The sequence below is a fragment of the Archangium gephyra genome (assembly GCF_049060025.1).
GTDB classification, from domain to species: Bacteria; Myxococcota; Myxococcia; order Myxococcales; family Myxococcaceae; genus Archangium; species Archangium gephyra_A.
In genome coordinates, this window is sequence record NZ_JBMEQQ010000002.1 from 10,156,324 (window position 1) to 10,183,237 (window position 26,914).

Here is a 26,914-nt window from a genome sequence, read left to right on the forward strand (position 1 = left end):
GTTCCCGACCGCCTCGAGAAGCTGCTCGCGGACGAGCCCTCGCCCGAGGTGAAGCGGGAAGCTCGAGGCCCTGCGCTCGGCGTTGGCCGCGCCCGCGAACTGAGCCCCAGGGGCCGCCTCCCTCGCGGGAGACAGCCCCTGACGCCTCATGCGGTGACGGCGCGGACTACCTGCTCCCCGGGCCGTACACCTCGCTCGTGTACTGGCTGGCGTTGCTGAAGCCCGCGGTGATGAGCACCCGGCCACCCGGCAGCGGCGTGGCGGTGTGCTCGTAGCGGCCCTGGCTCATGGAGCCGGTGGCGTACCACGTACCGGAAGCTCGAGTCATACAGCTCGGCGGAGGTGTGGATGCCCGTGGAGGCATCGTAGCCGCCTACCGCCAGCACCAGGCCGCTGCTCAGCGGGGTGAGGGTGTGGCGGCGCCGGGGCGCGTTCATGTCTCCCGTGGACGTCCACGTGCCCGAGGCCGGGTTGTACACCTCGGCGTGGACACTGGTGGAGCCATCCAGGCCGCCGCCCGTCACCAGCACCTTGCCATCGGTCAGCACCGAGGCCGCGTGGAAGCCACGCGCCGTGGCCATGCCGCCGGTGGAGGTCCAGGTGCCCGTGGCCGGGTTGTACACCTCGGCCGAGTCCAGGCAGTTGAAGCCCAGGCACTCGTCCCCGTTATCGATGAGACCACCGGCCACCAGCACCCGGCCATCCGGCAGCGCGGTGGCGGTGAAGGCGCGGCGGGCCCGGACCATGCCGCCGGTGGAAGTCCAGGTGCCCGAGGCCGGGTTGTACACCTCGGCCGAGGCCAGCACCGTGCCGCCCCCGTCCGTTCCACCCATCACCAGCACGCGGCCATCCGCCAGCCGCACCGCGGAGTGCTCGCGCCGGTACGTCACCAGGTTGCCGGTGGAAGCCCAGGTGCCCGTGGCCGGGTCATACACCTCTGCCGAATCGCTCGCGCTGGCACCATCACCGCCGGCCACCAGCACGCGGCCATCGTTCAAGAGGGTGGACGTGTGGAGGCGATGGGTGGTGCGGGGGGGGCCCGTGAAGCTCCAGGCGCTCGTGGCCGGGTTGTACACCTCCGCGCTGGGGTAGAAGCCGCCCACCACCAGCACCCGTCCATCCGCCAGGGCCGTGGCCGAGTGCTGCAGGTGCAGCGCCGCCGTGCCGCCGGAGGACGTGAACTGGCCCGAATCGGACTCGCAACTGGCGGCTTCGTTCTCCACCCCCGTCACTTGAACGAGGTACCCGGTCCCACCACCATGGTCCTCGCGGAGCACTTGCAGGTAGTGCATTCCCGGCGAGAGGTCACCGAGGGGGAGGGTGTACTCCCACGCGGAAGCCGCGCCCGGCGCGAGCGCGCCAAACTTGTAGCTGCCGTCGAGCCAGACGAAGACTCCGTTGTCCACGCCGAAGCGGGCCACGACGTCGTGCATTCCCGACCGGCCCGCATCAATCGCGTAGACGATCGCCGTCTCGGTATTGACCGCCCAGGTGGCGGGGATCACCCCGGGGGCGCTCCAGTACGAGTTGAGCGGCAACGGGTTCGCCGACAGCCAGTTGCCGAGCACCGGGCCCACCTTGGACAGGTTGGGCTCGGGGGCGGGATGGAGGGTCGGGTCACCCGCGGCGAGGTTGGCGAGCGGGAACTGCGGCTGGGTCCCATCGAGCGCGGTACCGAGCGACGCGTTGTAATACGCGGGAGTCGAGCCATGGACGAGGACCTTCGGCACCTCCTCCACCACGCGCACGTCATCGATGAGCCCGCCGACGCTGTCAGGCTGGCTCAGGTCGGCGAACATGAGCGGTGTACTCGCCTTGGAGGCCGTCACCCGTATCGAGTGGCGGCGCCACACCGAGCCCCCATTGCCGATTCCGTTCCCATCCAGGACCGAGACCAGCCTGCCATCCCAATACACACCGATGCGGTTGTCCCCCACGCCCGGACGCGGCGAGAAGCCGACGGAGAGCTTGTAGGTGCTGCCCGCCTGGGTCGGCAGATGCTGGACCATGGTGCTGGGCCCATAGGAGTCGAGTTCGACGGCTTGTCCCCCTTCCAGCGCACCCCATCCCTGGATTTCGATTCCGGGGCCCGAGGTGGTCGTCCACCCGGGGATGCTGGAGAAGACCGACCAGTTGGGGACGAGCCATGGGGCCTCGAAACCGCCGTTGACCACGATGGAATCCGCGGCCAGGGCAGGCGTGCCAGCGGACAGGAGCAACAAGGTACCCAGCAGATGCTTCATCATCGACTCCTTGGCGGTGCGAGCGTGGAATGAGCCTTCGGCCTCGAGCCGAAGGGCCGACACGGTACCTCGCGCGGGCGTCCGTGGCTGTGAAGCCGGTTACACCCACCGTCAGCCTTCTCGGGACAACCACTGCCCGGTCAGCGAAGCCGGGTGCTTCAGCAAGCCGGTGGGGGGTCCTTCGAAGACGATGCGGCCGCCGTCGTGACCGGCACCCGGGCCCATGTCGATGATCCAGTCGGCGCGGCGGATGACCCGGGGGTGGTGCTCGATGACGATGACCGAGGTGCCCGTGTCGACGAGACGATCGATCATCGCCACCAGGCGATCGATGTCTTTCAAGTGCAGTCCGGTCGTCGGCTCGTCGAGGATCGCCAGGGACGCCGGCTCGTGCAGGCTGCGCGCGAGCTTCATGCGCTGGCGCTCCCCGCCGGACAGCGTGTTCAACGGTTGGCCGAGGCGCACGTAACCGAGGCCGACGTCGGCGAGGGACTGAAGCGGTCCCCGGATGGCGGGCTCGACGAAGAACGCGGCGGCGTCCTCGACGGAGAAGTCGAAGACGTCTCCGATGGAGCGGCCGCGCACCTTGTGCTTCAAGACGGCGTCGGTGAAGCGGCGCCCGCCGCAGGCCTCGCAGGGCAGGGCGACGGGGTCGAGGTGGGCGATGTCGGTGTAGACGACGCCCAGGCCCTGACACTCGGGGCAGGCGCCCTTGGAGTTCGCCGAGAACAAGGACTCCGACACCTTGTTCGTCGTCGCGAACAGCTTGCGGACGGCGTCGAGGATCCCCGTCCACGTCGCGAGGTTCGAGCGGCTCGAGCCGCGGGCCAGGCTCTGGTCGATGACCACGACGTCCTTGATGCGCTGCGGAAGCGTCTGGCGGATGAGCGAGCTCTTGCCCGAGCCGGCCACGCCGGTGACGACGACGAAGACGCCCTGGGGGATGCGCACGCTCAGGTTCTTCAGGTTGTGCAGCGTCACATCGTGGAGCTCGATCCACCTGGTCGGCGTTCGCGTCTGCGTCTTCGTCACGGGCTTCTGTGACAGCGCCTGCCCCGTCACCGACGAGGAGCGCTTCAGTCCTTCCACGTCGCCTTCGTAGACGACGCGGCCGCCGTGCTCGCCGGCGCCGGGGCCGATGTCCACGATGTGATCGGCGATGGCGATGACCGCCGGCTTGTGCTCGACGACGAGCACCGTGTTTCCCTTGTCGCGAAGCTGCACGAGCAGCGTGTTGAGGCGGTGCAGGTCGGCGGGGTGCAGGCCGATGCTCGGCTCGTCGAAGATGTAGGTCAGATCGGTGAGGCTCGAGCCGAGCGCCCGCACCATCTTCACCCGCTGCGACTCGCCTCCCGAGAGCGTGCTGCTCTCGCGATCCATCGAGAGGTAGCCGAGGCCAATGTCGACGAGGGCCTGCAGGCGCCGGGCGAGGGCTTGCCGCACCGGCGCGGTGGCCGCATCGTCGAAGCCGCTCTTCTTCCGGTTGATCACCTCCAGCAGCTCGCTGACCGACAACGCCATGGCCTCGGCGATGTTGATGGCGTGGCCAGCGCCGTCATCGACGCGGCAGGCGATGGCCGCCGCGTTCAGGCGGGTGCCACCACAGTCGGAGCAGGACTCGCGGGTGAGGATGGGCTCGAGCGCGCTCTTGAGGTGTGCCTGCAGGTCGTCGAGGTTCTTCGCCAGATAGAGGCGGCGGATCTTGGGGATCAACCCCTCGTAGGTGGAGCCCATCGTCTTGGTGCCCACCTTGAGCTTCACCTTGCACTCCGGCGCGTGCAGCAGCTTGTGCCGCTCCTCGGCGGAGTAGTCGGCGAGCTTCTTCTTGGCATCGAAGAATCCCGAGCCGATGATGATGTTGTAGAACCAGGAATCGACGGCGAACCCGGGGAACAACAAGGCACCTTCCTCGAGGCTCTTGCTCTCGTCGATCAGCCCCTTCACGTCGATGGACGAGACGACGCCGATGCCGTCGCAGGCCTTGCACAGGCCTGCGGGATCATTGAACGAGAGCGCGCTCGGGCGGGGCACGGCCGGCGTGCCGAGGCGCGAGAACAACAGCCGCAACAGCCCCGCGGTGTCGCTGACGGTGCCGACGGTGGAGCGGCTGTTGCCGCCAATCCGCGACTGGTCGACGATGATCGCCGCCGAGAGGTTCTCGAGGGCGTCGACGTCGGGTTGGGGCTGCCGCGGCAGGAAGGTCTGCACGAAGGTCGGCAGCGTCTCATTGAGCAGCCGCTGCGATTCGGCGGCGAGGGTGTCGAAGACCAGCGACGACTTGCCCGAGCCCGACACGCCGGTGAACACGGTGATCTTCTTCTTCGGCAGATCGAGCGAGATGTTCTGGAGGTTGTTGACCCGCGCGCCCCGCACATGGATTGCCGTTCCTGCCTGCTCCACCTTGGCCATTGCTTGCTCCTCGTTGCCCGCCGGGCCGTCTACCATGGTTGGCGCCTACTGCTCGCGGAAGATGAGGAGCCCGCGAGGCTTGTCCACGGCGTAGACGTAGCCATCGCCGGGCACACGGATGCCGATGGCTCCGTCGAGGAAGTCGGACCGGCCGGGATCGCTCTCGCGGTAGGTGTTGAAGTACGCCACCTGCGTGGGGCGCGTGGGGTTGGAGACGTCCAGCACCCGCACGCCCTCCTGGTACCAGGCGATGTAGAGCTTCTGCCCCACCAACTGCATGTTGTGGATGGAGATCTCCGGGCGCAGGCGGAACTCGCCAATCTTCACGATGTGGGCCGGGTCGGTGATGTCCAGCACGCGCAGGTGCGCGTCGGCGTTCTCGCCGCCCTCGAAGGCGATGGTGCGGCCGGCGAAGGTGCCCACCGCGGTGGCGTGGCTGTATTGGTTGGGGAAGGAGTACGTGCCGAGCATGCGGATGTCGCCCGGGTCGCTCGCATCGGCCACGACGTAGCCCAGGTAGCCGTGGTTGATGTAGAGCTGCCCGTTCCGGGCGAACATGTCGTGCGGGTAGGGATAGGGGTGGGTGCTGGGCGCCAGATAGCGGTTGAGCAGGACGGGGGAGGTGGGCGTCGAGATGTCGAAGATGAGCACGCCCGCGGCGTCGGTGGTGGCAGAGTACAGCCGGTCCCCGTCGACGAAGACGGTGTGGGCGTTGATGGCCTCTCCCGGCAGGTCGCGCACGAAGCGGGGGTTCGCCGGCTCGCTGATGTCGAAGAGGAGCACCCCGCGCTTGTCGCTGGCCACGTAGAGGGCATCTCCCTTGGCCCAGACGCCGTTCCAATAGGTGTCGTTGCTGAGGGTGAGGGTCTTCTCGAGCACGGGGGCGCTCTTGTCACTCACGTTGAAGACGGAGAGGCCGCCGGTGCCCTCTCCATTCCTGTTGTCGATGGACACCACATAGGCGTGATCCCGGGTGACGTAGACGTCCACCGGCCAGCCCAGCTCCACGCGGCGCTCGGAGACGAGCCGCAGGCCGGAGGACTCGGACTCCCCCGTGGGCCACGTCAGCCGGGTGGCGCGGAAGGTGCTCCCCCTGCCGGTGACCCTGCCGTTGGTGCAGGTGGCATAGCAGCCGGTGAAGTCGGAGCCACCGGGGGACTCGCAGGCGGCGTAGGAGCGGCGGAGGGTGCCACCGTCCGGGAGGGAGACACGCTCGGAGAAGAGAAGGGTCCTCTCCTCCTGCAGCACGTCGGTGAGGGGGCGGCCGTTGAGGATCCCGGTGCCCCCGTCCCCCGAGAAGATGACGTTGCCTCCGTAGAGGCTGCCATTCGACTCGGTGCGCAGGGTCTGGTTGTAGTGGCCGCCGGGGGGCACGTTGGCGAGCGAGTCCCGGTTGCACCGCGAGAGATCGAAGGTGTTCAGGTCACCACAGCTCTCCGAGACGCCCCCATCGGTGATGATTCCGCAGACGGAGAGCCGCCCGGTATCCAGGAGATCGCCCAGCTCCTCGAGCGGAGTGGCATTCCCGTCCCAGACGGCCCCGGCATCGGAAGTGGAGGCATCCGGCTGCCCCGGGTGGGAAGGCGTTGGCTGGCAGGCGATGAAGAGCGCGGAGGCGAGCAGGTACATCCAGGCGTGTCGGGTTCGGTTCATCGAGGTGGCTCTCTTGAAAGAGGGTGCTGCGGGGGGGCAGATGTCCCATGACGCGAAGCCCCGCCCGGTGCGTCCATGATATGAGCGCCGTGGACCACCTGCTGACGGAAGCGAGGAATGTGATGCCGAAGCGACCCGAGCGAGACCTGGAGAAGACGTACCCGCGCAAGGAGTTCGTCGCGAAGCTGCGGCGGTTGGCGGATGCGATTGAGGCCGGAGAGGCCTTCACCATCCAGGTGGCTGGCGAGCGCCTGCGGATCCCCGCCGATGCCCTCTTCAACATCGAGCACGAGCGCGAAGGGGGCGTGGACGAGCTCGAGTTCCAACTTCGCTGGAAGCGGGACTGAGCCGCGGACGCACCACGTTGCCCACCCCCAACACCCGCATCGGGCGGGGCTCCACCGTGGGCCAGTGCCGGTAGAGCGTGACCTCGTTCACGCTCATCCATGAACGCGGTCCAGAGTGGTATAGGACCCATCATGTCACTCGCGCTCTACGGTCATCCCTTCTCCTCGTACACGCAGAAAGTGCTCATCGCGCTGTACGAGAACGGCTTGCACTTCGAGTTCCGCAGCCTCCAGCCGGAGACGCCGCAGCACGCGGCCGAGTGGCTGCGGCGCTGGCCGCTGCGCAAGTTCCCGTTGCTGGTGGACGGCGAGCGCAACATCGCCGAGACCAGCATCATCATCGAGTATCTGCAGCTCGAGCATCCCGGGCCGGTGCGCCTGCTGCCCGCGGACCCGAGGGCCGCGCTGGACGTGCGCTTCCTCGACCGCTTCTTCGACCTGCACGTCATGAACGCGGCGCAGCACGCGGTAGACGGTGCGCTGACGGGTGACCCGGTCAAGCGCCAGGAAGGACTGGCGCTTGCCGTGAAAAAGCTGGAAGCTCGCCTATGCGTGGCTCGAGGGGCAGCTTGCCGGCAGGACCTGGGCCGCGGGTCCGGACTTCACGCTGGCGGACTGCGCGGCCGCGCCCTCGCTGTTCTACGCGGACTGGACGCACAGGATTTCCGAGGCGTATCCCGTGCTGCGCGCCTACCGCGCGCGGTTGCTTGCCCGCCCGTCCTTCGCCCGGGCGGTGGAGGAGGCACGGCCGTTCCGTCCGCTGTTCCCGCTCGGCGCGCCAGATCGGGATTGAAGCCCCGCGCCGCGGCATTCAGGAAGCGGAATCTTCGCGCGCGTTCTACGCTCTCCTCGACCCCTTGCTCTTCGGCACCGAGTACGTGGTGTTGTAATCCACCGCCGCGCGCAGCAACGCCTTGAGTGCTGTCGTGTCGAGCTTGTCTCCCTCGCGAAGGTCGATCGCCCGCCACTTGCCCCCCTCGAGCCCCGCGTTGAAGAGCTTCTTGGGGTCAGGGAGGTGGGCTCCGTGGAAGAACGTGATCTTCACCTTGTCCTTGTGAGGGTTGGCGAGAACGTACATCCCGTCGTGCGACCACACGGGAGTCCCCATCCACTTCCAGTCTTCGACCACCTCGGGGTCGACCTCGTGGATGAGCTTGCGAATCTCGGCCAACCTCACCCCTCGCCAATCGCCGAGGGTCGCGATCCGGTTGTCGATCCGCTCGGATGCGCTCATCGGGTCCGATGACCTGGCGGCAGCCTTGCCCGGCTTGGCCGCCTTCGTCGCGACACGCCTGGCGGCGGGCTTCTTCGCGGCCGTCGCGGTCTTCTTCTTCGCCGCGGCTTTCTTCGTCGTCTTGCCGGACATCGCCGTCACTCCGGTTGCGATTGTGGGGGCTGAGCGTTCCCGGCCGCCGGTGCCTCGGCCCTGCGCCACCTGGTCACATACGGCAGCGCAAACAAATACAGACCGGTGAACAGGAGCACGATGAGTGGGAACAGCGCCATCAGGCCCACCAGCATGGCGGACTGATCTTGTCCCGCCGCCTCCGCGCCGGGCTTCTGGGTGAGCATGGCGACGATGTTGGCAATGACGGCCACCGTGAAGGCAATGGACAGCCAGCGATGGGTTTCTCGAATCAATTTGTTCCAGTTCATGAGAGCCTCTCGAGCAGGTCGACGAGCTTCCCGCCCATCATCTTCCAGCCGTAGCGCGCACCGCCGAAGTTCTGCTTCTGGTCAGGCCTGAAGCCCGATTGCTCCAAGAACAACCGGGTGCCCGACGCCGTGGGCGTCAGGGTGAAGGTCACGACGGTGTCGAGGAACTCGCCGACGACCCAGGCGTAGCTGAGTTTCTTGTGCTTTTCGATCTCGAGGAGCCGGCAGTTCACGGTCCCGTCCCAGCCGGGCTGCGGCTGCGTCTTGAAGGCGAATGCGGCCCCCGGTTCGAGCTTGAGCTCGACGATGGGGAGAAGCCACTCGGTGAGCAGCTCGGGGATGGTCAGCGCTCGCCACACCTTCTCCGGCGGATGATGCAAATCGAACTCGAAGGAGATGGATGCCGTTTGTGAGGGGGCAGTCTTGTCGGTGGGGTTCATTGGTCCATTTTCTCGAGCAGTTGTTCGAGGCGGTCCACGCGCTCCGTCCAGAAGGCGCGGTAGTGCGAGATCCAGTCGATGAGAGGCTTCATCCCGCGCGGCTCCACCCGGTAGTAGACGCACCGCCCCTCGCGCCGGCTGTTCACCAGACCGGCGTCTTTCAGCGTGGCGAGGTGCTGCGAGACCGCCGGCTGCGAGATGTCGAAACGTGCCGTGAGGTCCTTCACCGCTGCTTCGCCACGCGTGAGCGACTCGAAGATCGCCCGACGGCTGGGGTCCGCCAGCGCCTGGAAGATCTTGTCTTCGAGTCCGGCCGCGCTCTGCATGTCTGATCAATAAGCCAACGCTTATGGGTCGTCAAGTCCCCAGATCGGACCCACCGGCAGCGCTGCTGAGGAGGACGTTCGACTTCGTCTTGTGGGGGGGGGGCTGGGCTCAGTTCCGCTGCTGCCTGGGCGCCGCCTGGAGCTCCACCGTTTTCAGCGGCACCAACCAGCCACCCAGCCCGCCGCGCTGGAGCTCGGCCCGGAGCGAGGGGGGCGGGGGCATACTGGCAACCCACTGCCATTCCGGGAGCAGGGCTTGCGCCGTCGCCGGTGCTGCTCCGGGCAGCGGGCACTCGAACGTCACCCTCCAGCGCTGGTCCTTGCCGCTTCCCTTCTTCAATCGGGTGACCTGGCATTGCACCGCGATGCGCTCCGAGGCGTGCGCGGTGGAATGCCTGTGCCACAGCGCGAGCGCGCTCGAGGAGGCGAGCAGGTTGAAGAAGACGAGGAAGGTCGTCGCCTGGCGCACGCGCCGCGAGCGGAAGGGCCGCATCTGCACGAGCAACTCGGTGGCGGCGTCCGGACCGCCACCGCGCTCGGCGGCGAGCTCCCCGCTCCGCTCGATGGCCGCGTCGAAAAACCGGAACGAGAGGTGATTGACGAGCAGCGCCGGTACCAGCGCCAGCGCGACCGCGAGGCCGAAGAAGGAGGGGCCTCCGAGCTGCGCCCAGGCGCCTTCCGTCCTGATGAAGGGGAACCAGAGAAGGATTCCCCCGATGAGGAGGACGGTCAGGAAGGTATCGATGAGCGCCTGCCGCCACCGGGAGGGGGCGGGACGCGAGGCGGGGAGTTCGTGCATCCGCCACGAGCCTACCCGCGGCGGACACCTTTGCCATCCCGTTCAGCGGCGGGTGCTGCGCTGACGCTCGGGCACCGCGCGGCGGGACGCGCGGACCGGCCGGACGGCCTCTTCCTCCGGCTGCTCCGGCGCTTCCCGCAGCTCCACGTGGTACGCCTCCTTGTAGTCGGTGGCCCAGAGCAGGGTGGCGAAGACGGGGAAGATGATCAGCCCCCCGATGACTCCGCCCGCGGTGCGCACGCCGTTCCACTGGTCGCGCTTGATGGTGACGTACTCGGGCTCGAAGCCCTCCAGCTCGAGCACGAAGCTCTCGGTGTGATTGACGGTGGCCGAATCGCTGTGCTCGTACGGCGTCTTGCCGAGGCGCTCCCCGGAGCGGGACCGGACCGTGGCGCCGCTGGGATCGGAGCGAATCATCGTCGTGCTCGCGCAGCCGGTGGTGAGGACGACGAGGAGCAGGGCGGACATCATGCGAACCATGTGAGGATCCTTTGTTCCAAGGGGACTGGCTCCTCCGGGTTGCACTGGCCCTGCCATCATCTGTCCCAGACTTCTGGCGCACTTGCGCGCTCGCCCCATCTCCCGGTCCGCATCCCGCGTCCCGTGCGGCGGACTCCCGCGAGGAATCCCCTGGCGTCCCATCCCTCATCCGGCTGCCTGGTCCTCCCGTCCGTGCCTTCGCCGTGCGCACCCTGGGAGCGAAGCATCCACCCGGAGGTCCGTCCGATGAGACACAGCCGGCTCGAATCCTTCGGGTTGCTCGCGAGCCTGCTGGTGGCGACGGCCGCGTCCGCCTGTCCCAACTGCGACACATCCCAGGTGGTCAGGGCGTCGGTCCTGGGCGAGGGCTTCTGGCGCTATCTGGTGATGGCGGTCGTGCCCTTCCTGTTCATCGGCGCCCTCAGTGCCTTCCTGTACCGCATCGGGCTACCGCCCTCGGGCATGACCTCCGCACGCGCCAGGAACGAGTCCGGGCGCCCATCGTGACCGCGCAAAGGGGGAAGTCCATGGCTGGCATTCCACGGCATCAGGGGGCCGTCATCTCGGCGGGCGTGTTGCTCGGCACGGGCCTGGGCGGCTTCCTCGACGGCATCCTGCTGCACCAGTTGCTCCAGTGGCACAACATGCTCTCGAGCCAGATCCCGCCCACGGACCTCGTCGCGATGAAGGTCAACATGTTCTGGGATGGCCTCTTCCACGCCTTCACGTGGCTCGTGACGGCGATTGGCCTCGGCCTCCTGTGGCGCGCGGGCCAGCGCCCCGAGGTTCCCTGGTCGACCCGCACCTTCGTCGGCTCCCTCTCCATCGGATGGGGCGCCTTCAACCTGGTGGAGGGGCTCATCGACCATCACCTGCTGGGCATCCACCACGTCCACCCCGGAGCGGGGCAGCTCGCGTGGGACGTGGGCTTCCTCCTCTTCGGAGCCCTGTTGGTGGCGGTGGGGTGGGGCCTGGTGCGGGCGGGCCGCAAGGACACCCGGCCCCGTGGCGCGCCAGTGCTCTCCTCCCGCGAGCGGCTGATCGAGCGGCGGGCCTAGGTTCGTCAGTCAGGAGGGGGGCCGTCCGGAGCGGTGAGCGAGCGTCCAGGCGGCCTGTCCTGGAGGGCCGGGGACCGTCTCACAAGTCACACCCACGTGCTCCATCCCAGCCGAATGCACCCCACATCCCCGGGTGCACTCGCTCCCAAAGGAGAACGTGATGAAGAAGACTGGCAAGAAGACGTTCATCGACTACGAGTTGCCCGCGAAGGACCTGGAAGGTGTGCGCGGCGGCTACCCGGAGATGACGACCCAGGCGGTGGGTGAAGAGGGCGGTGGTCCCATCACCAGCAAGGCCATCGGTGAGGAGTGTGGTGGCCCCATCACCACCCTGGCCATCGGTGAGGAGGCCGGCAACACGTACTGAGCCTCCGCGTGCCTCCCTCGTACGCGGTGATTCGCGCCAGCGGCGGGGCCCCCCCGGGCCCACGTCCGCTGGCGCGGGCCACTCAGCGCACCTGCCAGCTCCCATCCCCGGCGCGCTCGTAGTGCTTCCCGTCCGGCAGCTTCCCGTAGAAGAGGACGTCCTTCATCCCCACCACGGACTTCCCATCGAAGATGCCGAGCTCCCCATCGGCCGTGAAGGTGAGACCCAGCTCGGTGGCGGAGAAGCGCACGCGCTCGTCCGGCCCCAGCGTGAGCTCCGGCAGCACGGTGCCCGCGGGAGGGCCATACGACGGCGGCTCCTCGGGCGTCTGCGCCGGAATCTCGGGCCTCAGCAGCTCGGGGATGCTCCGCCGCAGGTTCGTGGTCAGCACCATGCCCCCGAGCAGCACCGGCACCGTGCCCCGGTTGCGCAGCTCCACCCAGCCCTCGTGCGCATCCAATGCCTCCAGCACCAGGCCGGGCTCGTGCGCGCGGTAGCGCTCCAGCTCCTTCTGGATGAACTCACGGCGCAGGCGGACGAAGTCCCTCATCCAGATGCGGCCCTTCTGGAACTTCGCGTAGCTCATGTACGGGTCCTCGGCCATGTGGGGCTCGAGGAGCGCGTGCAACTTGTCGATGTAGGCTCCCATCACCTCGAGGGTGAAGAGCTCGTTCATGGCCTTGTCGAGCCGTGCCACCAACCGCTCGCGCAGCTCCGGGTTCATCACCACGCGGGTGCCCAGGTTGCTGAAGACGGGCAGGTAGCCCGGGTGGATGCTCTTGCGGTGCTGGTACCGGGTGGCCACCGCCCCGTCGGTGAGGGTGAAGGAGAAGAGCTGGTGCTTGTAGAGCGGCACCTGCTCCTCGACGATCGGGATCTCGTGCCACCAGCGCGCGTCCACGTTGTTGAGGTCCCACGGCACATACACCCAGCGGCCCGTCACCCGGTCGTGGATGAAGTAGCTCTCCGAGTCCTCCACGTAGTTGTTGGCCATGAGCGCGTCCATGACCATGGAGCGCAGGTACCACTCCAGCTCCAGGTGCCGCGCGAGCGCCTCGGGCAGCTCCGGCTCGGGCGTGCGGTTGATGACGTACAGCACCTCGTCGAGCGCGTCGTCGGGCTCCTTCTCGTTCGTCTTCTTCACCCAGTCCCCCTGATAGGGGACCTTCCAGGAGCGCAGCTTGAGCTCGGTGTCCTTCCAGCCGGCGCGGTAGATGGAGGCATCGTCGTCCGGGAACTCGTGGGCGCGCAGGAAGGACTTGTTGACCTGCTCGATGTCCAGGAAGGGGCCCTCGTAGCGGCCGTTGATGCTCAGCCGGACGTATTTCGCGCGCGGTGCCGGGAGGCGCATGGCGGCCAGCAGATCATAGGAGAGCTTCTCCGCCAGCAGTGACGCGTCCTGGTATTCGGCCACGAGGTTGAGCGAGTTGCGCCCCTCGAACCGCGTGCCGTTCTCGAAGCTCACGTTCCAGCTCTTCTTGGGGAAGTCACGGGCCGAGGCGCCTCGCAGGCGCACCTTCACCGGATAGCTCACCCCCGCGTGGCGGAAGATGGCGTCCTGCTCGGGCGTGTACTTGTCCGTGTAGAACTTCTCCAGCACGTCCGGCGGCAGGAGGAGCTCGTACTCCTGCAAGGACTCCTGCACCGGCGGCAGCACGAAGGCCCGCTCTTCCTCGGGTACCGGAGGAGGCGGAGGCGGCGGTGGTGGTGGTGGCGGCGGAGGTGGAGGAGGAGGAGGTGGCGGAGGAGGAGGTGGCGGAGGCGGCGGCGGGTTCTCGTTCCGCGGCCCCTGCGGTTGGGGCTCGGGGTTGTCCGTGATGGAGTTCTGTTCCCCATCCACCGAGGGCGGAGCGGTGACCTCGGAGTCACAGGCGAACAGCCAGACAACCGACAGGGTGCAGAGCAGGCGCGCGAATCTCATCGCGCGTTGTTCGAGCAAGTCGGATGCCCGGTGCCTCAGGGCCTCCCTCTGTCCGGTGGCGGATGATGCAGGCCCCCGGAGGGGAAATGGGTTCTCCCATCTGGGGTGGCGGTTGTCCGGGCTGGGCTCCGGACTACCCGCTCAGCGGCAACCGGTGGACGACGGGGGAAGCGCGGAGCCGATGCGATCCAGCCACCCGCGCTCCCGCCACTCGTCCCGGCGGATCTCCACCGCGTGCGACAGGTCGCGCTCGAAGCTGTCGGCGAGGGCGCGGGCGAGCGGCTCATCCTCGACGACGAGCGCCCCTTCCTCGAGCATCGCGTTCGCGTTGGGCTCCAGGTTGTTGGAGCCCACGGCCGTCAGTTGGTCGTCCACGACGAGCGTGCGGGCGTAGAGGGGCGCGGACTGGTACTCCCAGAGGCGCACGCCACTCTCCAGCAGGCGCTCATAGGAGGCGCGCTGGGCGGCGAGCACGCCGGCGGTGGCCTCGTAGCCGGGCACGAGGATGCGCACGTCCACGCCCGAGCGGGCCTTGCGGATGAGCGTGTCCACGGTGGCGGCGGTGGGGACGAAGCAGGCGTTGGTGAGCCACAGGCGGCGCCGGGAGGCGGCCATCAGCACCTGTACCATGCGCTCGGAGTGGCTGAGCGAGGGCGAGCCGGTGCTCGCGACGAAGCCCGCACGCGCCTCGCCGCGCGGCTCGAGTGTGGGGAAGGCCGACTCGGGGAGCAGCCCTCCGCCCGCTTCCAGCCAGTCCCGGGCGAAGGCCTGCTGCAACTGGCGCACGGCCGGGCCCTCCACGTGGACATAGGTGTCGCGCCACGCCTCCACCGGCTTCCGCGCGCCACCCCATTGCGGTCCCACGCCGGAGCCTCCGGTGAGGCCGCTGCGTCCATCGCGGATGACGAGCTGGCGGTGGTTGCGCGCCTCCATCCGCTCGTCATTGAACACCACCTCCGAGCCGACGAAGGGCCGGAAGGCACGGACCTCACACCCGGCCTGGACGAGCCGCGTGCCCACCGTCTCCCGGAAGCCCGGGCTGTGCATCGGATCCACCAGGATGCGGCACACCACGCCCTCCTGGCGCTCGGAGAACGCTCGCAGGAGGCGCTCCGAGGCCTCCCCCGGCTGCCAGTTGGAGGCGAGCAGGTGGATGGACTCGCGGGCCTGGCGGATCTCCGCCTCGAGCCGCTCGAGGATGCGGGCGTCCTGCACCAGCTCCACCGTGTGACCGGACCGCAGCCCCACGCCCACGGACTGGTACAGGGCCAGCGACAGCTCCGGCCCCGACACCGGGACGTCATCGTAGACGCGCAGGGACTGGGGATGGTCGCGGTGGACGCAGGCGGTACCGAGCAGGCAGGCGAGCAGGAAGCTTGGAAGGCGTTTCACGTCGGCCAAGCTAGGCATCGGTCCCCGGGCCGAGCAGGGGGAACCGGCGGGCAGACGGCCGGGCCCGGCCGCCTCTCCTGACCCGTGTGCGCCCGCGTCCCTACCTTCGCACAGATGGCCTGCCAGCCTGGAGGGAGGCGAGATGGAGTCTTGGAACCAGACGTCGACCGATTCGGTGCGTACCCACACACCGGACGGGGTGAACCGGCGGATTGATGCGCGGGTGGAGAAGTGCGTCCAAAGCATGGCCGAGCACATGGACCGCTCGGAGATCAGCCGCTACCTGGAGAAGCTGGAGAAGGAGTGGGACCTGAACCGGGTGGTGACGGTGGCGGCCTCGGCGGTCTCCGTGCTCGGGCTGGTGCTGGCGGCCAAGGACGGCCCGAGGTGGAAGCTGGTGAGCGGGGTGGCCGCGGGGCTGCTGCTGCAGCACGGCCTCCTCGGCTTCGGTCCCCTGTCGGGGCTGGTGCGGGCCCTGGGAGTCCGGACGCGGCGGGAGATCGATCTGGAGAAGTTCGCCCTCAAGGCGCTGCGCGGCGACTTCGAGCGGATTCCCCACGAGGGAGGCCCGCTGGCGCGCTCCAACGCCGCGCTGGTGGCGGCCCAGTCCTGAGCGGGCCGGGGTGAGGGGCTGCCCCCACCCCGAGCCCGGTACGACGAGCCCCGTTACAGCGAGCCGATGCGCGGCCCGCCGAGGGTTATCGGAGGAGCGGGGGCCTTCTTCCTGGGGGACGGGTCTCCGTGTCCCTTGAAGAGGTAGCCCTCGAGCCCGGCGAGGCCGATGGAGAACTGCGTCACCCACTTGTCGGACGGGCGGCCGGCGGGGGCGTTGATGTCGAACGGGTAGGCGAAGTGCAGGCGCAGGAGGATGGGACCCAGACCCACGTTGACGCCCACCGCGGCATCGAGCACGCGCCGGTTCCACAGCTCACGGGCCGAGCTGCCCACACCACCGACGTCGAAGCCCGCCACCCCCATGAGGGTGTTGAGGAAGGCGATGCGGATGAGCGCATCCAGCGGTACGCGCAGCTCCAGCGTGGAGTAGAGGTAGTGCTGGCCGAGCAGCCACTGCTCGTTGCCGAAGGGCACGCCGCGCAGGGTGTCGAAGCTGGAGAGATAGAAGGACTGGGAGAAGCGTCCGCCGAAGCTGGTGCCCGCGCCGCCGCGCAGCATGAGGTGGGTGCTGCCCAGCGGGATGGGGAAGTAGCGCTCCGCGTCCAGGCGCAGGTTGCCGTAGAACTCCCCGTTGAAGGGCTGCACGCCGGTGGTGACCTCGCTCAGGAACGAGGTGCCGGAGATGGGGACGCCCGTGTAGTGGTAGCGCAGGGTGTTGTACCCGAAGGCCAGCGAGCCCTCCGTCTGGAAGCGCATGTTCGGCCGGTTCCGCTGCCACTCCGAGTAGATGTCGCCGATGCCGTTGACCTCCTCCAGGTTGAGGAAGAAGGAGGTCGTCGGGTCGAGGAAGTACGAGGCTCCGCCGATGCTGAGGTTGCCTTCCAGGAAGGTGAAGGTGCTCAGCGGGTAGCGCGCGAGCGTGGTGGCGCCGAAGAAGCGCTCACCGGCGACCAGCGCGTAGTAGGGCAGCCGGCCGCGGTACTGGCTCAGCGTCCGGTCCAGGCGGAAGCGCAGGGACTGGAAGAGCCCCAGGCCGTACATCGTCCGGCTGGATTGGTTGATGTACATCAGGTAGCCGTCCGTCAGCTCGAACGAGCCGTACACGGCCACCTGCATCAACATGGCGTGGTTGCGCATCCGGTCCGTGGCCGAGGCGAACACCTGGCCGTAGAAGCCGCCGCCACCCGCGCCGGCGAAGCCCATGATGGGCCCCAGATCGATGTTCTCCCGCGCGAAGGGCTTGTACGGCGTGGCCCCCACCAACGAGCGCTGGGGCAGGGGGCTCGGCGGGGCCGCCTCGGCCTTGGCCTGCGCCACCTCGAGGTTCATGAGCTGCTGCGAGCGCAGCAGGGTCGGCTTGCGCTCACCGGACACGTGGTAGAGCAACCACAGGTTCCCATCCGGGGCGGGGCTCGGCTCGAAGAGGCCGGTGGTCACGTCCGTGCGCCGCACGATGCCGCCGCCGCCGGTGTACTCGTGCAGGTCCGAGCGGCTCTTCTCGTAGGCCACGAAGAAGAGGCGGCCGTCGGGCGTCACCGTCGGATCCGAGTGATCCCTCGGCTCGCTGGTGAGGCGCTCCACCTTGTCGGCGGCCTCCGGCTTCACCCGGAAGAGGTTGTAGTAGCCGTGCGAGGTGGCGTCCGAGGTGAAGACGATGCCCGCCTGGCCCCAGGTGAGGCTGCGCTCGGCGTACACGTCGTGGGTGAGCTGCTGGGGCTCCACGTCCATGCCCTGGTCCAGCGGCAGCACGTACACGTCGCGCGTGCCCGCCTCGTTCAGGCCGATGAACGCGAGCTGCTTGCCGTCCGGCGAGAAGGCCGGCGAGTACGCGGCGATCAGCCCGTGGTCCTTCAGCTTGTAGGCCACGCGCTCGCCCAGGTCGAAGCGCACCTTGTAGGGCGGCTCCTTGCGCAGCCCGGAGGGGTTGTTCAGGTAGGGGCTGCGGCCCATCGACGGCAGCGTCCCTCCTATGGAGATGGGCTCGGCGGAGTGCTTGAAGGACTGGACATAGATGATGTCGCGCGAGAGCGACTCGGCCACGAAGACCAGCTTGTCGTCCGTGAGGGCGAAGTTGCGCCCGAAGACGGGGTGCAGCGACTCGTAGCCCGGCACGCCGTCCCCCTGCACCTTCACGCTCTCCTGGGGCGCGCGCGGGTCCAGCATGATGAGCTGGCTCTGGCCCGTCTCCGGGATGATGCTCCGGTACATGAGCAGCCGGCCATTGGGCGAGCTGTTGAGCGAGGTGACGATGCCCTTGCGCTCGCGCAGCACTTCCATCTGGGGCGTGGACTGCTCGGAGTTGAGGTAGGTGCGGTAGGCGCGCTGCTTCAGCCACGCCTCGAACTTCGCGCCCACCTTCTGCGGCTCATCCCCGGTGAGCATCTCCACCAGCCCCTCGAAGGCCAGGTTCGGCGTCCCGGCCGTGCCGGAGATGAGCTTGGGCGAGTTGTCGAGCACCTTCTGGATGAAGCCCGCCCCGTACGTCTCCTCCAGGAACTGGCAGCGCGCCTGGCCCACCTTGTAGATCCACAGGAAGCCGTAGGGCCCGGGCGACCAGAAGTCGAGGAAGGCGTACCCGCGCATCAGGTCCGGGTTGATGAGCAGGTCCCTCACCATCATCTCGCCTTCGGGATCCAACCCGCCCTTGGCGTAGAACTCGGCCAGACCCTCGATGAACCAGAGGGGAATGGCGTTGAGCGGATCCCCCTGCACCTTGGCCTGCTCCGCCAGGAAGCGGACCTTCTGGATGGTGAACTGGTGGGCCATTTCGTGGGAGCTGATCTCCCCGAAGAGCCGGTGGTCCCCCATGTAGGGCAGGGCCAGCTCCAGGTTGCCCTGGGTGCTGGTGACGCCCAGCGTTCCCTCGGACACCGCGAAGACGTTGGTCTGCAGGAACTCCTGGTAGCTGCTGTAGAGGATGTACGGGAAGGTCTGCGTGGGGACGAACTTGAAGCGGTCCACGAGGTAGCGGTAGGCCTCCTCGAGCTGGGGCGCGGCGTACTGGGCCACGTTCCGCTCGCTCTCGTAGAAGTAGAAGCGGACGCCGCCGCTCTTCACGCCCAGGGACGTGGCGTAGGCCGGGCCGCCGTCCGGCGTGCCTCCGTCCGCGGACAGGGCGATGGGAACGTAGAGCTCGCTCCCCGTGGCCATGGGCGTGCCGCCATCCCGGTTGTCCACCACCGGCGTGGGGCTGCCCGGCTCGATGGACTCCACGGGGCTGCCGCCGGTGCCCTCCTCACCCTGCTTGCCGCCCTTGGGGATCTGCTTCGCGTCGGCGGTGGGGACGCCCGGCGAGCGCATCTGCGGCGTGGTGGGCGAGTTGGGCGTCGGGCCACCCGGAGCGCCGGGCGGCTGCATGTGGGCCCGGTGGGCCGCTGGAGCGGCGACACCCTCGGCCTCGGGCCCGACGAGGATGTCCATGTGCTTCCAGTCGAATTCGTACGTGTGCACCGGTGTGCGCTGGGCACGACGTGGAATGACATAGACCTGAGCCACGGCGGCCTCTGCGAGGACCAGGGCCAAGACGGTGGCGGTAAGAAGACGACGATTCACAGGGCGACCTCCCGGGTGGGGAGACGAGGGACTGAGCGAACCTAGGCAGGCTTCCCCATATAGACGAGTGGGCAGCCGAGCGCTTCTGTACGATTGCTCAGCGTTGCACGGACCCGCCCCTCCGGGTGTTGGGTGAACCAATGCTTTCGCATCGTCCCGGTGCCCGGTATGGATGGCGCATGAATCGTTATCTGGTTGTCACGGCGGGAGCCCTGCTCCTCACCCTCCCTGGCTGCCCGCGCACGGAAGAAGTGAAGCGCGAGTGCGAGCTCGAGGCCTTCGAACTGTCCGCATGTGACCGGTCGGGTTTCGCATCGATTCAGGCCGACGGCATCTGGAAGTCCAATGTCACGCTGGACGGCCTCGACACGCCGGCGGCGATGCTCCTGTCGTCGGATCCCTCCAAGTCCCTGCTCTTCGGGGCCCCGCTCACGGAGCGCAAGGTGGAGGGAGAGACCTTCTTCCTGGCCAGTGACTACAACGGTTCTTCCTCCTCCATCCGCCTGGCGGTCGCGGGCTGTCAGGCCCCCACCCCGGAGCAGGTGAAGGGCGAGTTCCGCCGGTGCGTGAACGGCGAGGCGGACCTCAAGGGCACCTTCGAGGCGGTGCGCATCAAGCGCGTGGCGGGCGAGCAGGAGGCGTCCGGCATGGAGCTCGTGTCGGAGACGGCCGTGCCGCGCGGGACGCCCATGGACGTCTTCGTCTCGGGCGGGTACGCCTACGTGACGGCGCTGTCGCACGGCCTCTTCATCTACGATGTGAGGGATCCGGCCAGTCCCACGAAGGTGGCGGAGATCTCCCCGACGAATGACACCTGGAACCGCTCCTGGGTGAAGGGCCAGACGCTCTACATCTCGAGCAACACCGAGGGGCTCCTCGTCTATGACGTGAGCACGCCCTCGGCGCCCCGGCGGGTGAAGGCGCTGCCCACGGCGAGCTCCGGCCTGCAGGGCTGGGGCCTGTTCATGGACGGGGACCGGCTCTACATGATGTCGCCCTCGCCCAAGGCCGAGGTGCTCATCTTCGACATCTCCACGCCGGCCGATCCCACGGTGCTGACGCGCTACTACGTCCCGGACACCGACCCCCAGGCGGGAGAGGCCCCGGTCGAGGGGGTCGTCCTGAACAACCGGCTCTACGTGGGTCACTGGGCGTATGGGTTGGCGGTCGTGGACGTGACGGATGTGAGCAAACCGGAGGCAAAGGGGCACTTCGGGTACGACAAGGCCTCCAGCCGTCCGGTGGCGGCGGGGGTCATTGGAGATCGAACGATCGCCTTCGAGGCGAGCGAGGGCTGGGGCTCCCGCATCCGCGCCCTGGACGTGTCGGATCCTGCCCACATCACCGAGGTGGGCCGGTTCGAGATGCGGCCGGAGTCCACGGTGGCCGGTTTGACGCTCGTGGGCACGAAGTTGTACGTGGCTCATAACCAGGATGGTCTACGTGTCCTGGACATGTCCAACCCGAGCACACCCCGGCAGATTGCCTACTACAATACGTGGCGGGAGACGGATTCAGGCCGGGGACGTGCGTTCCTGGACGGCCTCAGCGGGGTGGAGGTGCCCGGTGACGGGTACATCTACGCCACCGAGACGTCGCGGGGGTTGCTCGTCTTCCGTGAGCAGTGAGCGAGGCGCATGAGCCAGACCGTGTCGAAGTCGTGTGAGCGGTGCCAGTCCCTTCCAGAGAAGCTGGAGCTGGAGGGGCCAGGCCGGCTCTTCCTCTGGCTGCCGCTGGGTCACAGTTACGGCAAGCTGGTGCGCCAGATGGGAGACTCCGGGCGCGAGCACCAGGCCATGCCGCAGGATCGCTGCGTGGCGGTGCGGCTGGAGGGCGCGCAGCTGAGTGCCTTCGTGGCCGACGTCATGGGCGCGCTGACGGGCGAGGAGTCGCGGGCCACGCGCGCGCTCTTCGTCGAGGGCGAGGGCGCCCCGGGGCTGGGAGACTTCCCGCGGGTGGGCTCGCTGCCGCAGCTCTTCACCATCACCCGCTCGGGGTGGCTGGTGGACATGCTGGCCGAGAAGCGCGTCACCAGCCACTACCAGCCCATCGTCCACGCGAAGGACACGCGCCAGGTGTACGCCTACGAGGCGCTGCTGCGCGGGCTCGAGCGGGATGGGGCGCTGGTGTTCCCGGGGAAGATGCTGACGCTGGCGCGCGACGCGGATCTGCTCTTCCAGTTGGACCTGGCGGCGCGGCTGTCCGCGGTGCGCGAGGCGGCCCGGCTGGGGCTGAAGGTGCCGCTCTTCATCAACTTCACGCCCACGGCCATCTACGATCCGGCGTTCTGCCTGCGCTCCACGGTGGCGGCCATCTCCGAGGTGGGCATCCCGCCGAGCCACGTGGTCTTCGAGATCATCGAGTCGGACCACACGCCGGACGCCAACCACCTCAAGTCGCTGATCGCCTACTACCGGCAGGCGGGCTTCCGGGTGGCGCTGGACGACCTGGGGGCGGGGTACTCCTCGCTCAACCTCATCCACCAGTTGCGTCCGGACATCATGAAGCTCGACATGGAGCTCATCCGGGGCATCCACCAGGACAGCTACAAGGCCTCCATCACGGAGAAGCTGCTGGAGCTGGCGCAGAAGCTGGGCATCCTCACGGTGGCCGAGGGCATCGAGACGCCGGAGGAGCTGCGGTGGGTGCGCGAGCACGGGGTGGACTTCGTGCAGGGCTACCTCATCGCGAGGCCCGCGAGCCCGCCGGCCTCGGTCACGCCGCACTACTACTGATTGACGAGCGTGGCGCCCGAGCGCTGGAGGCTGAGCCGCCAGGCTTGATGTAACTCGAAGCCGGCGGTCTGCAGTTCCAGGCGGGCCCGGTAGATGTCGCGCTGCTCCACGTTCTCCTCGAGCCGGGTGAGCCGGTTCAGCGCGCTCTCGATGAGGCGCACGGTGTCACCCCGGCCGGTCTCGGCGGCGCTGGCGAGGGCCTCGGAGATGTCCTGGCGTGCAGAGGTGAGCGCCGGTCCGACGGAGAAGTCACCCTCCTCGAGCAACTGGTCCGCGGTCACCATCCACTGGTAGCCGCTGCGCAGGCGCTCCAGGCGTTGCTGCCGGAGCTGCTCCAGGGCCTGGGCCCGGGCGCTCTCGGTGGTGTCCTGCTGCTCCAGGGACTGGAGGCGTTCCTGGTCCTGCTGCTGTTGGGACTGCTGGGCTTCCGACTCGGCTTGAAGGAGCTCGATCTGGGCGCGGAGCTGCTTCACTTCCAGCTCACGTGCGGTGCGCTCCAGCTCCTCGAGGGTCGGCGCCTGGGCAGGGGTCTGTCCGAGGAACAGCGTCAGGGAGAGTGCGAGAAGGCTCATCCCTCCAAACGTGTCCACAGCCGGACGAACCGGTACAGCCCGGAGGCCGAGCCTCCGTCCATCCGTCCGAGGGGCGAGCAGGCGAACCGCTCAGCCCCGCCGGACGTCACGCATCAGCCCTCGAAGGTGTCCTTCATGCGGGAGATGGCGGCGCTGGCCATCTGGTCGATGGTCTGCTTGAACTGCTGGTTGATCATCGTGTGCTTGTAGAGCGTCTTCGTGGCCTGCTCGAACACCTGGCTCTGGGTGGCGTTCGGGTTGGCCTTCAGCCACGCGCCCATCTCCTTCTGGATGCCCTCGAGCGCGCGGCCCTTGAAGGCCTTGCCCAGGCCCTCGATGGTGTTGGCGTACTGGGCGCCCTTGTCGCCGGCGATCTGCACGAGGGCCTCGGCGACCTTGGTCTTGTCGGAGTCCTTGTTGACGCCGATGTTGTAGCTACCGCCCGAGGTCAGTTCCTTGGAGGTCTTGACACCCTGGTCCGTCAGCTCACTCGCGCTCGGAGTGGTGTTCGCGGCGGTGGCCGTACGCGCGGTCGCAGCGGGCGGGGTCCGGTTGTTCACGTTGAAGGACATGGGGCACCTTTCAGGAAAAGGGACGCAAAAGCTTTGAAGCCATTATCGCCCGGTCCCCGGGGAAGTTGCGTGGCGGGGGAGCCAAATTCTGCCCAGCTCCCCACTGCCCACGAAAAAGCCCCTGATTCCAGGGGCTTGGGGCGTACAGCCACGGCGGACGAGGTGCGTCAGAGGTCGATGCGCAGGCCCACGCCGGCCTGGAGCGTGGGCGGGGCGACGACGACGGGCGGTATCACCTGCTCACCCCTGCGCATGGCCGGGAGATCGAGCGCGAAGCGGAACTCGCCGCCCTTCTGGCCATAGTTGACGGCGACGAAGGCCTCGATGCTGAGGTAGCGCAGGGCGCGGTGCGTCACGTCCAGGCGGGTGAGGAAGGAGCGGTCGGAGAGGTTGCCCAGGTTGGACAGGATGAAGTTGGTGTCGTCCCAGGAGCCCGGCCCGGCGAGGAGCCCGTACACGGCGGCGTAGTGCTGGCCGAGGTAGAAGGGTTGGAACTGGCCCTGGAAGAGCAGGTACGGGTAGGCCAGGGAGGTGGGGTAGCCCGTCGAGTTGAAGAAGTACTCGACGCCCACGGTGGCGGTGTCGCTCTCCGACCAGGCGAACGTCCAGGTGGCGCCGCCGCTCACCTGCGGGGTGTAGCCGTCCGGGTAGTACGCCTCGATGGGGAGCGCGCCGAGGTCGGGAGGCAGGCCGCCGTTGCCCTCGACCTGTCCGAGCAGATCCCCGAGCGAGACGTCCGAGGGCAGCCGGTACAGTGGCGTGTCGGAGCCCCTGCGGAGGGCGAGCTCACCATAGATGTCGATGGGGCCGAGGGCTGAGGAGAAGTCGAGCCCGAAGCGGGGCTTGCGGCCGCGCTGGAGCACGGCGTCGATGCCCAGCTCCGCGGGGCCGAGCACCACCTCGGCGCGAGCGGCACCGCCGACCTGGCCGAGCGTGCCCGCGGGGCCGGCGTTGTCGAGCAGGCCGATGGCGTAGAAGTTCCAGCCCTTGGCCTCCCAGGGCACGTGCACCTTGAGCATGGTGGCGCCGGTGCGCGCGTCGAAGAGGGCGAGCGGATCCCTCACTTGAGGGCTGAGGAAGTCGGTGGGATTCCAGAAGCGCGAGGTGCCCCACTTCACGTGCTGCTTGCCGGCGGTGATGAAGAGGGTGTGGCCCAGGTCGAAGCGCAGCCAGGCCTGGTCCAGGAGCACGCGGGGAGCGGCGGAGGCGGTGGACGAGGACGTCCCCGACGGGAGGAGGCTGCCCGAACCTTCCCTACGGGTCGGGTCGAAGGTGAGCCGTCCGAGCACGAAGCCGCGCAGCCGGTCGGTGGGGCGGGCATCGAAGTAGCCATCCACCAGCATGGGGGCGGAGAAGGAGGTGTTGCCGAAGGACACCCCCTCGTTCCCCTGGGAGAGGGCGCGCAGGTAGAAGCGGCCGCCGATCTTCAGCGGGTCCTCGATGGCCTCCTCGGTGTCGAAGGCGTTGGTGGCCGCGGGGCCGTCGAGTGCCCGCGCGTCCCGGTCGTCGGTGGAGGCCGGAGGGGCCTCGGGGGCGTCGTCCCCGAAGAGGGCGCTCTCGTCGGGGCGGGGGGCGTCCGCCGCGGCCTCACCGCCGAAGAGGTCCTCCTCGCGGGGGCGCTCCTGGGCAAACGCGGGCAGGGCGGCGAGGGCCGCGGCGAGCGCCAGGGTGGTGCGGGTGCTCATCGGCTTTTGCTCTCGAGCCAGGCCTTGGTGAAGATGTTCTCCTCGAGCGCGTTCAGGTCCACGTTCTTCACGACGATGACGGTGGAGTTGGCCTTCTCCACCTCGTCATAGAAGCGCATCTCCTGGGGGAACCAGACGTCGGACTTCTTGGACTCGCTGAAGACCTTCATCCACTTGGGGAAGTAGGCGGTGCGCATCAGCCGCTTGGAGAGGGCGTACTCCTGGCGCTTGAGGATGTTGGACGTTTCCTTGTCCACCCACAGGTGCACCACCGGGTAGGCCACGTCCACGCCCTGCTTCGCGGTGAGGACGAGCTTCATGGCGGTGAACTTGCCGAGCTTCTCCTCGCCCTCGAAGGCCGCGTCATATTCCTCGGCGAGCCGGGACTCGTCGAAGTCGGCGCGGCGGCTGTCGGTGCCGGCGATGCGCTCGCGCTCGGTGCGCCGCTCCCACTTGCCGGTGTTGGGATCGTAGCTCCAGAGGTTCTTCTCCAACCGGAGGTAGCCCTTGCCGGCCTCGCCCTTGGGCTTGGTCATGAGGATCATGAGCTGATCCTTCGCGTCGCGGCGGTACACCACGGCCTCGCGCACGACGTCCGTTTTGTCCTTCTCCTTCTGCTCGATGTACATCAACGACTTGTAGTCGCCGCCGTTGCGCTGGCGCTCATCGAGCGTCCGCAGGAGCTTCGCGAGCTCGGCCGGGTCCTTCATGTCGGCGGCCCTGACGGCGGGAGCGGCGAGCAGCACGGCGGCGAGCACGGCGCCGAAGAGGTTGCGCAGGGTCATGATCATCACCCGATGTGGTGCATCGCCGTGACGGGCTTCATCCGCGCGGCGAGGAAGGAGGGAATGAGCGAGACGAAGGTGGTGCACAGCGTGATGACGGCGACGGAGCCGGCCACGGCGGACGGGTCCACCACGAAGCGGAGCTGCTCGGACATGATGATGACCTGGACGGCCATGGGCATGGTGAGGTGGGCGGCGTTCAGGCCCAGGCACACGGCCAGCCCCAGCGCCGCGCCGCCCAGCGTTCCGAAGAGCGCCAGCAGGAGGGCCTCGAGGAGGAACATCAACATCACCCACCCGCGCTGCATCCCGATGGCGCGCAGCGTGCCGATCTCCCGGGTGCGCTCGCGGATGGCGATCCACATCGTGTTCATGACGCCCACGCTGATGATGATGAGCAGCAGGACGAGCAGTCCGATGGTGAGCCAGTTGAGCGCCTTCACCGACCAGGTGATGAAGGAGATTTCGTCCTCCCAGTTGGTGACATCCAACCGCTGACCCGTCCAGCCCTCGCGGTTGACGGACTCGAACTTCATGAAGAACGGGTTGGGGTTGTGGTCGAGCACCTTGTAGTCGAGCTCGGGCAGGCGCTTCATGAGGCGGGCCTGGACGGCGGGAACGTCGGCGGTGTCCTTGAGGTAGAGGTGGAGGGCGCCGGTGGCGTCGTCGCGCATCTGGTAGAGGCCGCGCAGGGTGGAGTTGGGCAGGTAGCAGAAGATGGAGCTGAGCATGCCCACGTTGGCGGCGATGGCGGCCACGCGCACGTCCACGGTGTTGCTGGTGCCGCGCATGGTGGGGGAGGAGAGGGTGAGGGTGTCGCCGACCTTCACCTCGAGCTTCTTGGCCTGCTCCTCGAAGAGCAGCAGGGTGTTGGGCTGGGCGAGGTCCTCCAGCCGGCCCTGGCGGATCATCAGGGCCTTGCGGAAGCCCGTCTCGTTCTGGACGTCGATGCCGCCCAGGACGAGGTCCATGGAGCTGGTGTCGCTGACCACCTTGGAGTAGCCGCGCCCGCGCTGCACCATGTAATCCAGCTCGGGCACCTCCTGGAGGAGCTTCTGCTGGAGGGCGGGAAACGCCGTGACGACGGGAGCGGACTGGCCGGCCGTCACCTTGTAGAAGCCGGCCACGTTGACGTGCCCGGTCATGAGCGTGGTGGCGGTCTCCACCGTCGTCGTCTGGATGCCGTTGGCCAGCCCCATGAGGATGACGAGCAGGGCGGTGACACCGGCGATGGCGCCGCCCAGCAGCAGCGTGCGGCGCTTGTGCGAGCCGAGGTTGCGCAGGGCGATGAGCAGGAGCTGATTCAT

At 68.1% G+C, this 26,914-nt stretch carries 24 protein-coding genes and 1 pseudogene; 8 read left to right on the forward strand and 17 right to left on the reverse strand.

The features are described 5' to 3' along the window. Nucleotides 1-146 precede the first annotated feature (146 nt). The 3 genes from ACN28I_RS44360 to ACN28I_RS44370 all read right to left on the reverse strand — a co-directional run bounded on the left by ACN28I_RS44360 (nucleotide 147) and on the right by ACN28I_RS44370 (nucleotide 6,305). Nucleotides 147-2,246, reverse strand: a complete 2,100-nt coding sequence (locus ACN28I_RS44360) for a kelch repeat-containing protein (protein ID WP_420947918.1) — start codon at nucleotides 2,244-2,246, stop codon at nucleotides 147-149. Nucleotides 2,247-2,354: 108 nt separating this feature from the next. Next, entirely contained in the window at nucleotides 2,355-4,688 is a 2,334-nt protein-coding gene (locus ACN28I_RS44365) for an ATP-binding cassette domain-containing protein (protein ID WP_420947919.1), read from the reverse strand. A gap of 9 nt (nucleotides 4,689-4,697) precedes the next feature. Further along, nucleotides 4,698-6,305 (reverse strand): LVIVD repeat-containing protein, encoded by a 1,608-nt coding sequence (locus ACN28I_RS44370; RefSeq protein WP_420947920.1) that lies wholly within the window; start codon nucleotides 6,303-6,305, stop codon nucleotides 4,698-4,700. Nucleotides 6,306-6,427: 122 nt separating this feature from the next. Here ACN28I_RS44370 and ACN28I_RS44375 point away from each other — a divergent pair, with 122 nt between their 5' ends. Together ACN28I_RS44375 and ACN28I_RS44380 are read left to right on the forward strand one after the other, a co-directional pair. Further along, nucleotides 6,428-6,652: an amphi-Trp domain-containing protein gene (locus ACN28I_RS44375; RefSeq protein ID WP_420947921.1), complete on the forward strand. Its 225-nt coding sequence runs from the start codon at nucleotides 6,428-6,430 to the stop codon at nucleotides 6,650-6,652. A 132-nt stretch (nucleotides 6,653-6,784) separates the two neighbouring features. Next, a pseudogene (locus ACN28I_RS44380) lies at nucleotides 6,785-7,445 on the forward strand (glutathione S-transferase family protein). A 45-nt stretch (nucleotides 7,446-7,490) separates the two neighbouring features. On the opposite strand, the gene ACN28I_RS44385 reads toward ACN28I_RS44380, so the two are convergent. The 6 genes from ACN28I_RS44385 to ACN28I_RS44410 form a co-directional block, all read right to left on the reverse strand. After that, nucleotides 7,491-8,018, reverse strand: a complete 528-nt coding sequence (locus ACN28I_RS44385; RefSeq protein WP_420947922.1) for a DUF1801 domain-containing protein — start codon at nucleotides 8,016-8,018, stop codon at nucleotides 7,491-7,493. Nucleotides 8,019-8,023: 5 nt separating this feature from the next. Then, nucleotides 8,024-8,308 carry a hypothetical protein gene (locus ACN28I_RS44390; protein WP_420947923.1) on the reverse strand — a complete coding sequence of 95 codons (285 nt, stop codon included), beginning with the start codon at nucleotides 8,306-8,308 and terminating at the stop codon, nucleotides 8,024-8,026. Next, entirely contained in the window at nucleotides 8,305-8,748 is a 444-nt protein-coding gene (locus tag ACN28I_RS44395; RefSeq protein ID WP_420947924.1) for an SRPBCC family protein, read from the reverse strand. Before ACN28I_RS44395 ends, ACN28I_RS44390 begins: the two co-directional genes overlap by 4 nt. Next, a complete protein-coding gene (locus ACN28I_RS44400; RefSeq protein ID WP_420947925.1) occupies nucleotides 8,745-9,074 on the reverse strand; it encodes an ArsR/SmtB family transcription factor in 330 nt (109 codons plus the stop codon). The genes ACN28I_RS44395 and ACN28I_RS44400 overlap by 4 nt, the downstream gene beginning before the upstream one ends. Nucleotides 9,075-9,183: 109 nt before the next feature. Continuing rightward, nucleotides 9,184-9,873 (reverse strand): hypothetical protein, encoded by a 690-nt coding sequence (locus ACN28I_RS44405; protein WP_420947926.1) that lies wholly within the window; start codon nucleotides 9,871-9,873, stop codon nucleotides 9,184-9,186. A 42-nt stretch (nucleotides 9,874-9,915) separates the two neighbouring features. Continuing rightward, on the reverse strand, nucleotides 9,916-10,353 hold the full coding sequence (locus tag ACN28I_RS44410) for a hypothetical protein (protein WP_420947927.1): 438 nt from the start codon (nucleotides 10,351-10,353) through the stop codon (nucleotides 9,916-9,918). A 246-nt stretch (nucleotides 10,354-10,599) separates the two neighbouring features. On the opposite strand from ACN28I_RS44410, the gene ACN28I_RS44415 reads away from it, so the two are divergent. From ACN28I_RS44415 to ACN28I_RS44425, 3 genes are all read left to right on the forward strand, one after another. Further along, nucleotides 10,600-10,860, forward strand: coding sequence for a hypothetical protein (locus tag ACN28I_RS44415; RefSeq protein ID WP_420947928.1), 261 nt, complete (start codon nucleotides 10,600-10,602; stop codon nucleotides 10,858-10,860). A 20-nt stretch (nucleotides 10,861-10,880) separates the two neighbouring features. Next, complete coding sequence (locus ACN28I_RS44420) at nucleotides 10,881-11,411, forward strand: DUF2243 domain-containing protein (RefSeq protein WP_420947929.1); 531 nt, start codon at nucleotides 10,881-10,883, stop codon at nucleotides 11,409-11,411. Nucleotides 11,412-11,571: 160 nt separating this feature from the next. Continuing rightward, nucleotides 11,572-11,778 carry a hypothetical protein gene (locus ACN28I_RS44425; protein ID WP_420947930.1) on the forward strand — a complete coding sequence of 69 codons (207 nt, stop codon included), beginning with the start codon at nucleotides 11,572-11,574 and terminating at the stop codon, nucleotides 11,776-11,778. An 82-nt stretch (nucleotides 11,779-11,860) separates the two neighbouring features. Here the strand turns inward: ACN28I_RS44425 and ACN28I_RS44430 are convergent, their stop codons facing one another. Together ACN28I_RS44430 and ACN28I_RS44435 are read right to left on the reverse strand one after the other, a co-directional pair. Then, nucleotides 11,861-13,699, reverse strand: coding sequence for a CotH kinase family protein (locus tag ACN28I_RS44430; RefSeq protein WP_420947931.1), 1,839 nt, complete (start codon nucleotides 13,697-13,699; stop codon nucleotides 11,861-11,863). A 141-nt stretch (nucleotides 13,700-13,840) separates the two neighbouring features. Further along, nucleotides 13,841-15,091, reverse strand: coding sequence for a phospholipase D-like domain-containing protein (locus tag ACN28I_RS44435; protein ID WP_420947932.1), 1,251 nt, complete (start codon nucleotides 15,089-15,091; stop codon nucleotides 13,841-13,843). Between the two features lie 142 nt (nucleotides 15,092-15,233). Between ACN28I_RS44435 and ACN28I_RS44440 the strand changes: the two genes are divergently transcribed. Continuing rightward, nucleotides 15,234-15,704 carry a hypothetical protein gene (locus ACN28I_RS44440; protein WP_420947933.1) on the forward strand — a complete coding sequence of 157 codons (471 nt, stop codon included), beginning with the start codon at nucleotides 15,234-15,236 and terminating at the stop codon, nucleotides 15,702-15,704. Nucleotides 15,705-15,757: 53 nt separating this feature from the next. Here the strand turns inward: ACN28I_RS44440 and ACN28I_RS44445 are convergent, their stop codons facing one another. Continuing rightward, the gene (locus ACN28I_RS44445) at nucleotides 15,758-19,258 is read right to left on the reverse strand and encodes a tolB protein precursor protein (RefSeq protein ID WP_420947934.1); all 3,501 of its coding nucleotides are present in this window, start codon (nucleotides 19,256-19,258) and stop codon (nucleotides 15,758-15,760) included. Nucleotides 19,259-19,437: 179 nt separating this feature from the next. On the opposite strand from ACN28I_RS44445, the gene ACN28I_RS44450 reads away from it, so the two are divergent. After that, nucleotides 19,438-20,886: an LVIVD repeat-containing protein gene (locus ACN28I_RS44450; RefSeq protein ID WP_420947935.1), complete on the forward strand. Its 1,449-nt coding sequence runs from the start codon at nucleotides 19,438-19,440 to the stop codon at nucleotides 20,884-20,886. Between the two features lie 9 nt (nucleotides 20,887-20,895). Beyond that, entirely contained in the window at nucleotides 20,896-21,993 is a 1,098-nt protein-coding gene (locus ACN28I_RS44455; RefSeq protein WP_420947936.1) for an EAL domain-containing protein, read from the forward strand. Here the strand turns inward: ACN28I_RS44455 and ACN28I_RS44460 are convergent. From ACN28I_RS44460 to ACN28I_RS44480, 5 genes are all read right to left on the reverse strand, one after another. Then, entirely contained in the window at nucleotides 21,987-22,565 is a 579-nt protein-coding gene (locus ACN28I_RS44460; protein WP_420947937.1) for a hypothetical protein, read from the reverse strand. The two genes, ACN28I_RS44455 and ACN28I_RS44460, sit on opposite strands and share 7 nt — an antisense overlap. Before the next feature lie 113 nt (nucleotides 22,566-22,678). Beyond that, nucleotides 22,679-23,137: a hypothetical protein gene (locus ACN28I_RS44465; RefSeq protein ID WP_420947938.1), complete on the reverse strand. Its 459-nt coding sequence runs from the start codon at nucleotides 23,135-23,137 to the stop codon at nucleotides 22,679-22,681. A 167-nt stretch (nucleotides 23,138-23,304) separates the two neighbouring features. Continuing rightward, entirely contained in the window at nucleotides 23,305-24,822 is a 1,518-nt protein-coding gene (locus tag ACN28I_RS44470) for a hypothetical protein (protein ID WP_420947939.1), read from the reverse strand. Continuing rightward, on the reverse strand, nucleotides 24,819-25,607 hold the full coding sequence (locus tag ACN28I_RS44475) for an outer membrane lipoprotein-sorting protein (protein ID WP_420947940.1): 789 nt from the start codon (nucleotides 25,605-25,607) through the stop codon (nucleotides 24,819-24,821). The genes ACN28I_RS44470 and ACN28I_RS44475 overlap by 4 nt, the downstream gene beginning before the upstream one ends. Nucleotides 25,608-25,612: 5 nt before the next feature. Beyond that, on the reverse strand, nucleotides 25,613-26,914 hold the full coding sequence (locus ACN28I_RS44480; protein WP_420947941.1) for an ABC transporter permease: 1,302 nt from the start codon (nucleotides 26,912-26,914) through the stop codon (nucleotides 25,613-25,615).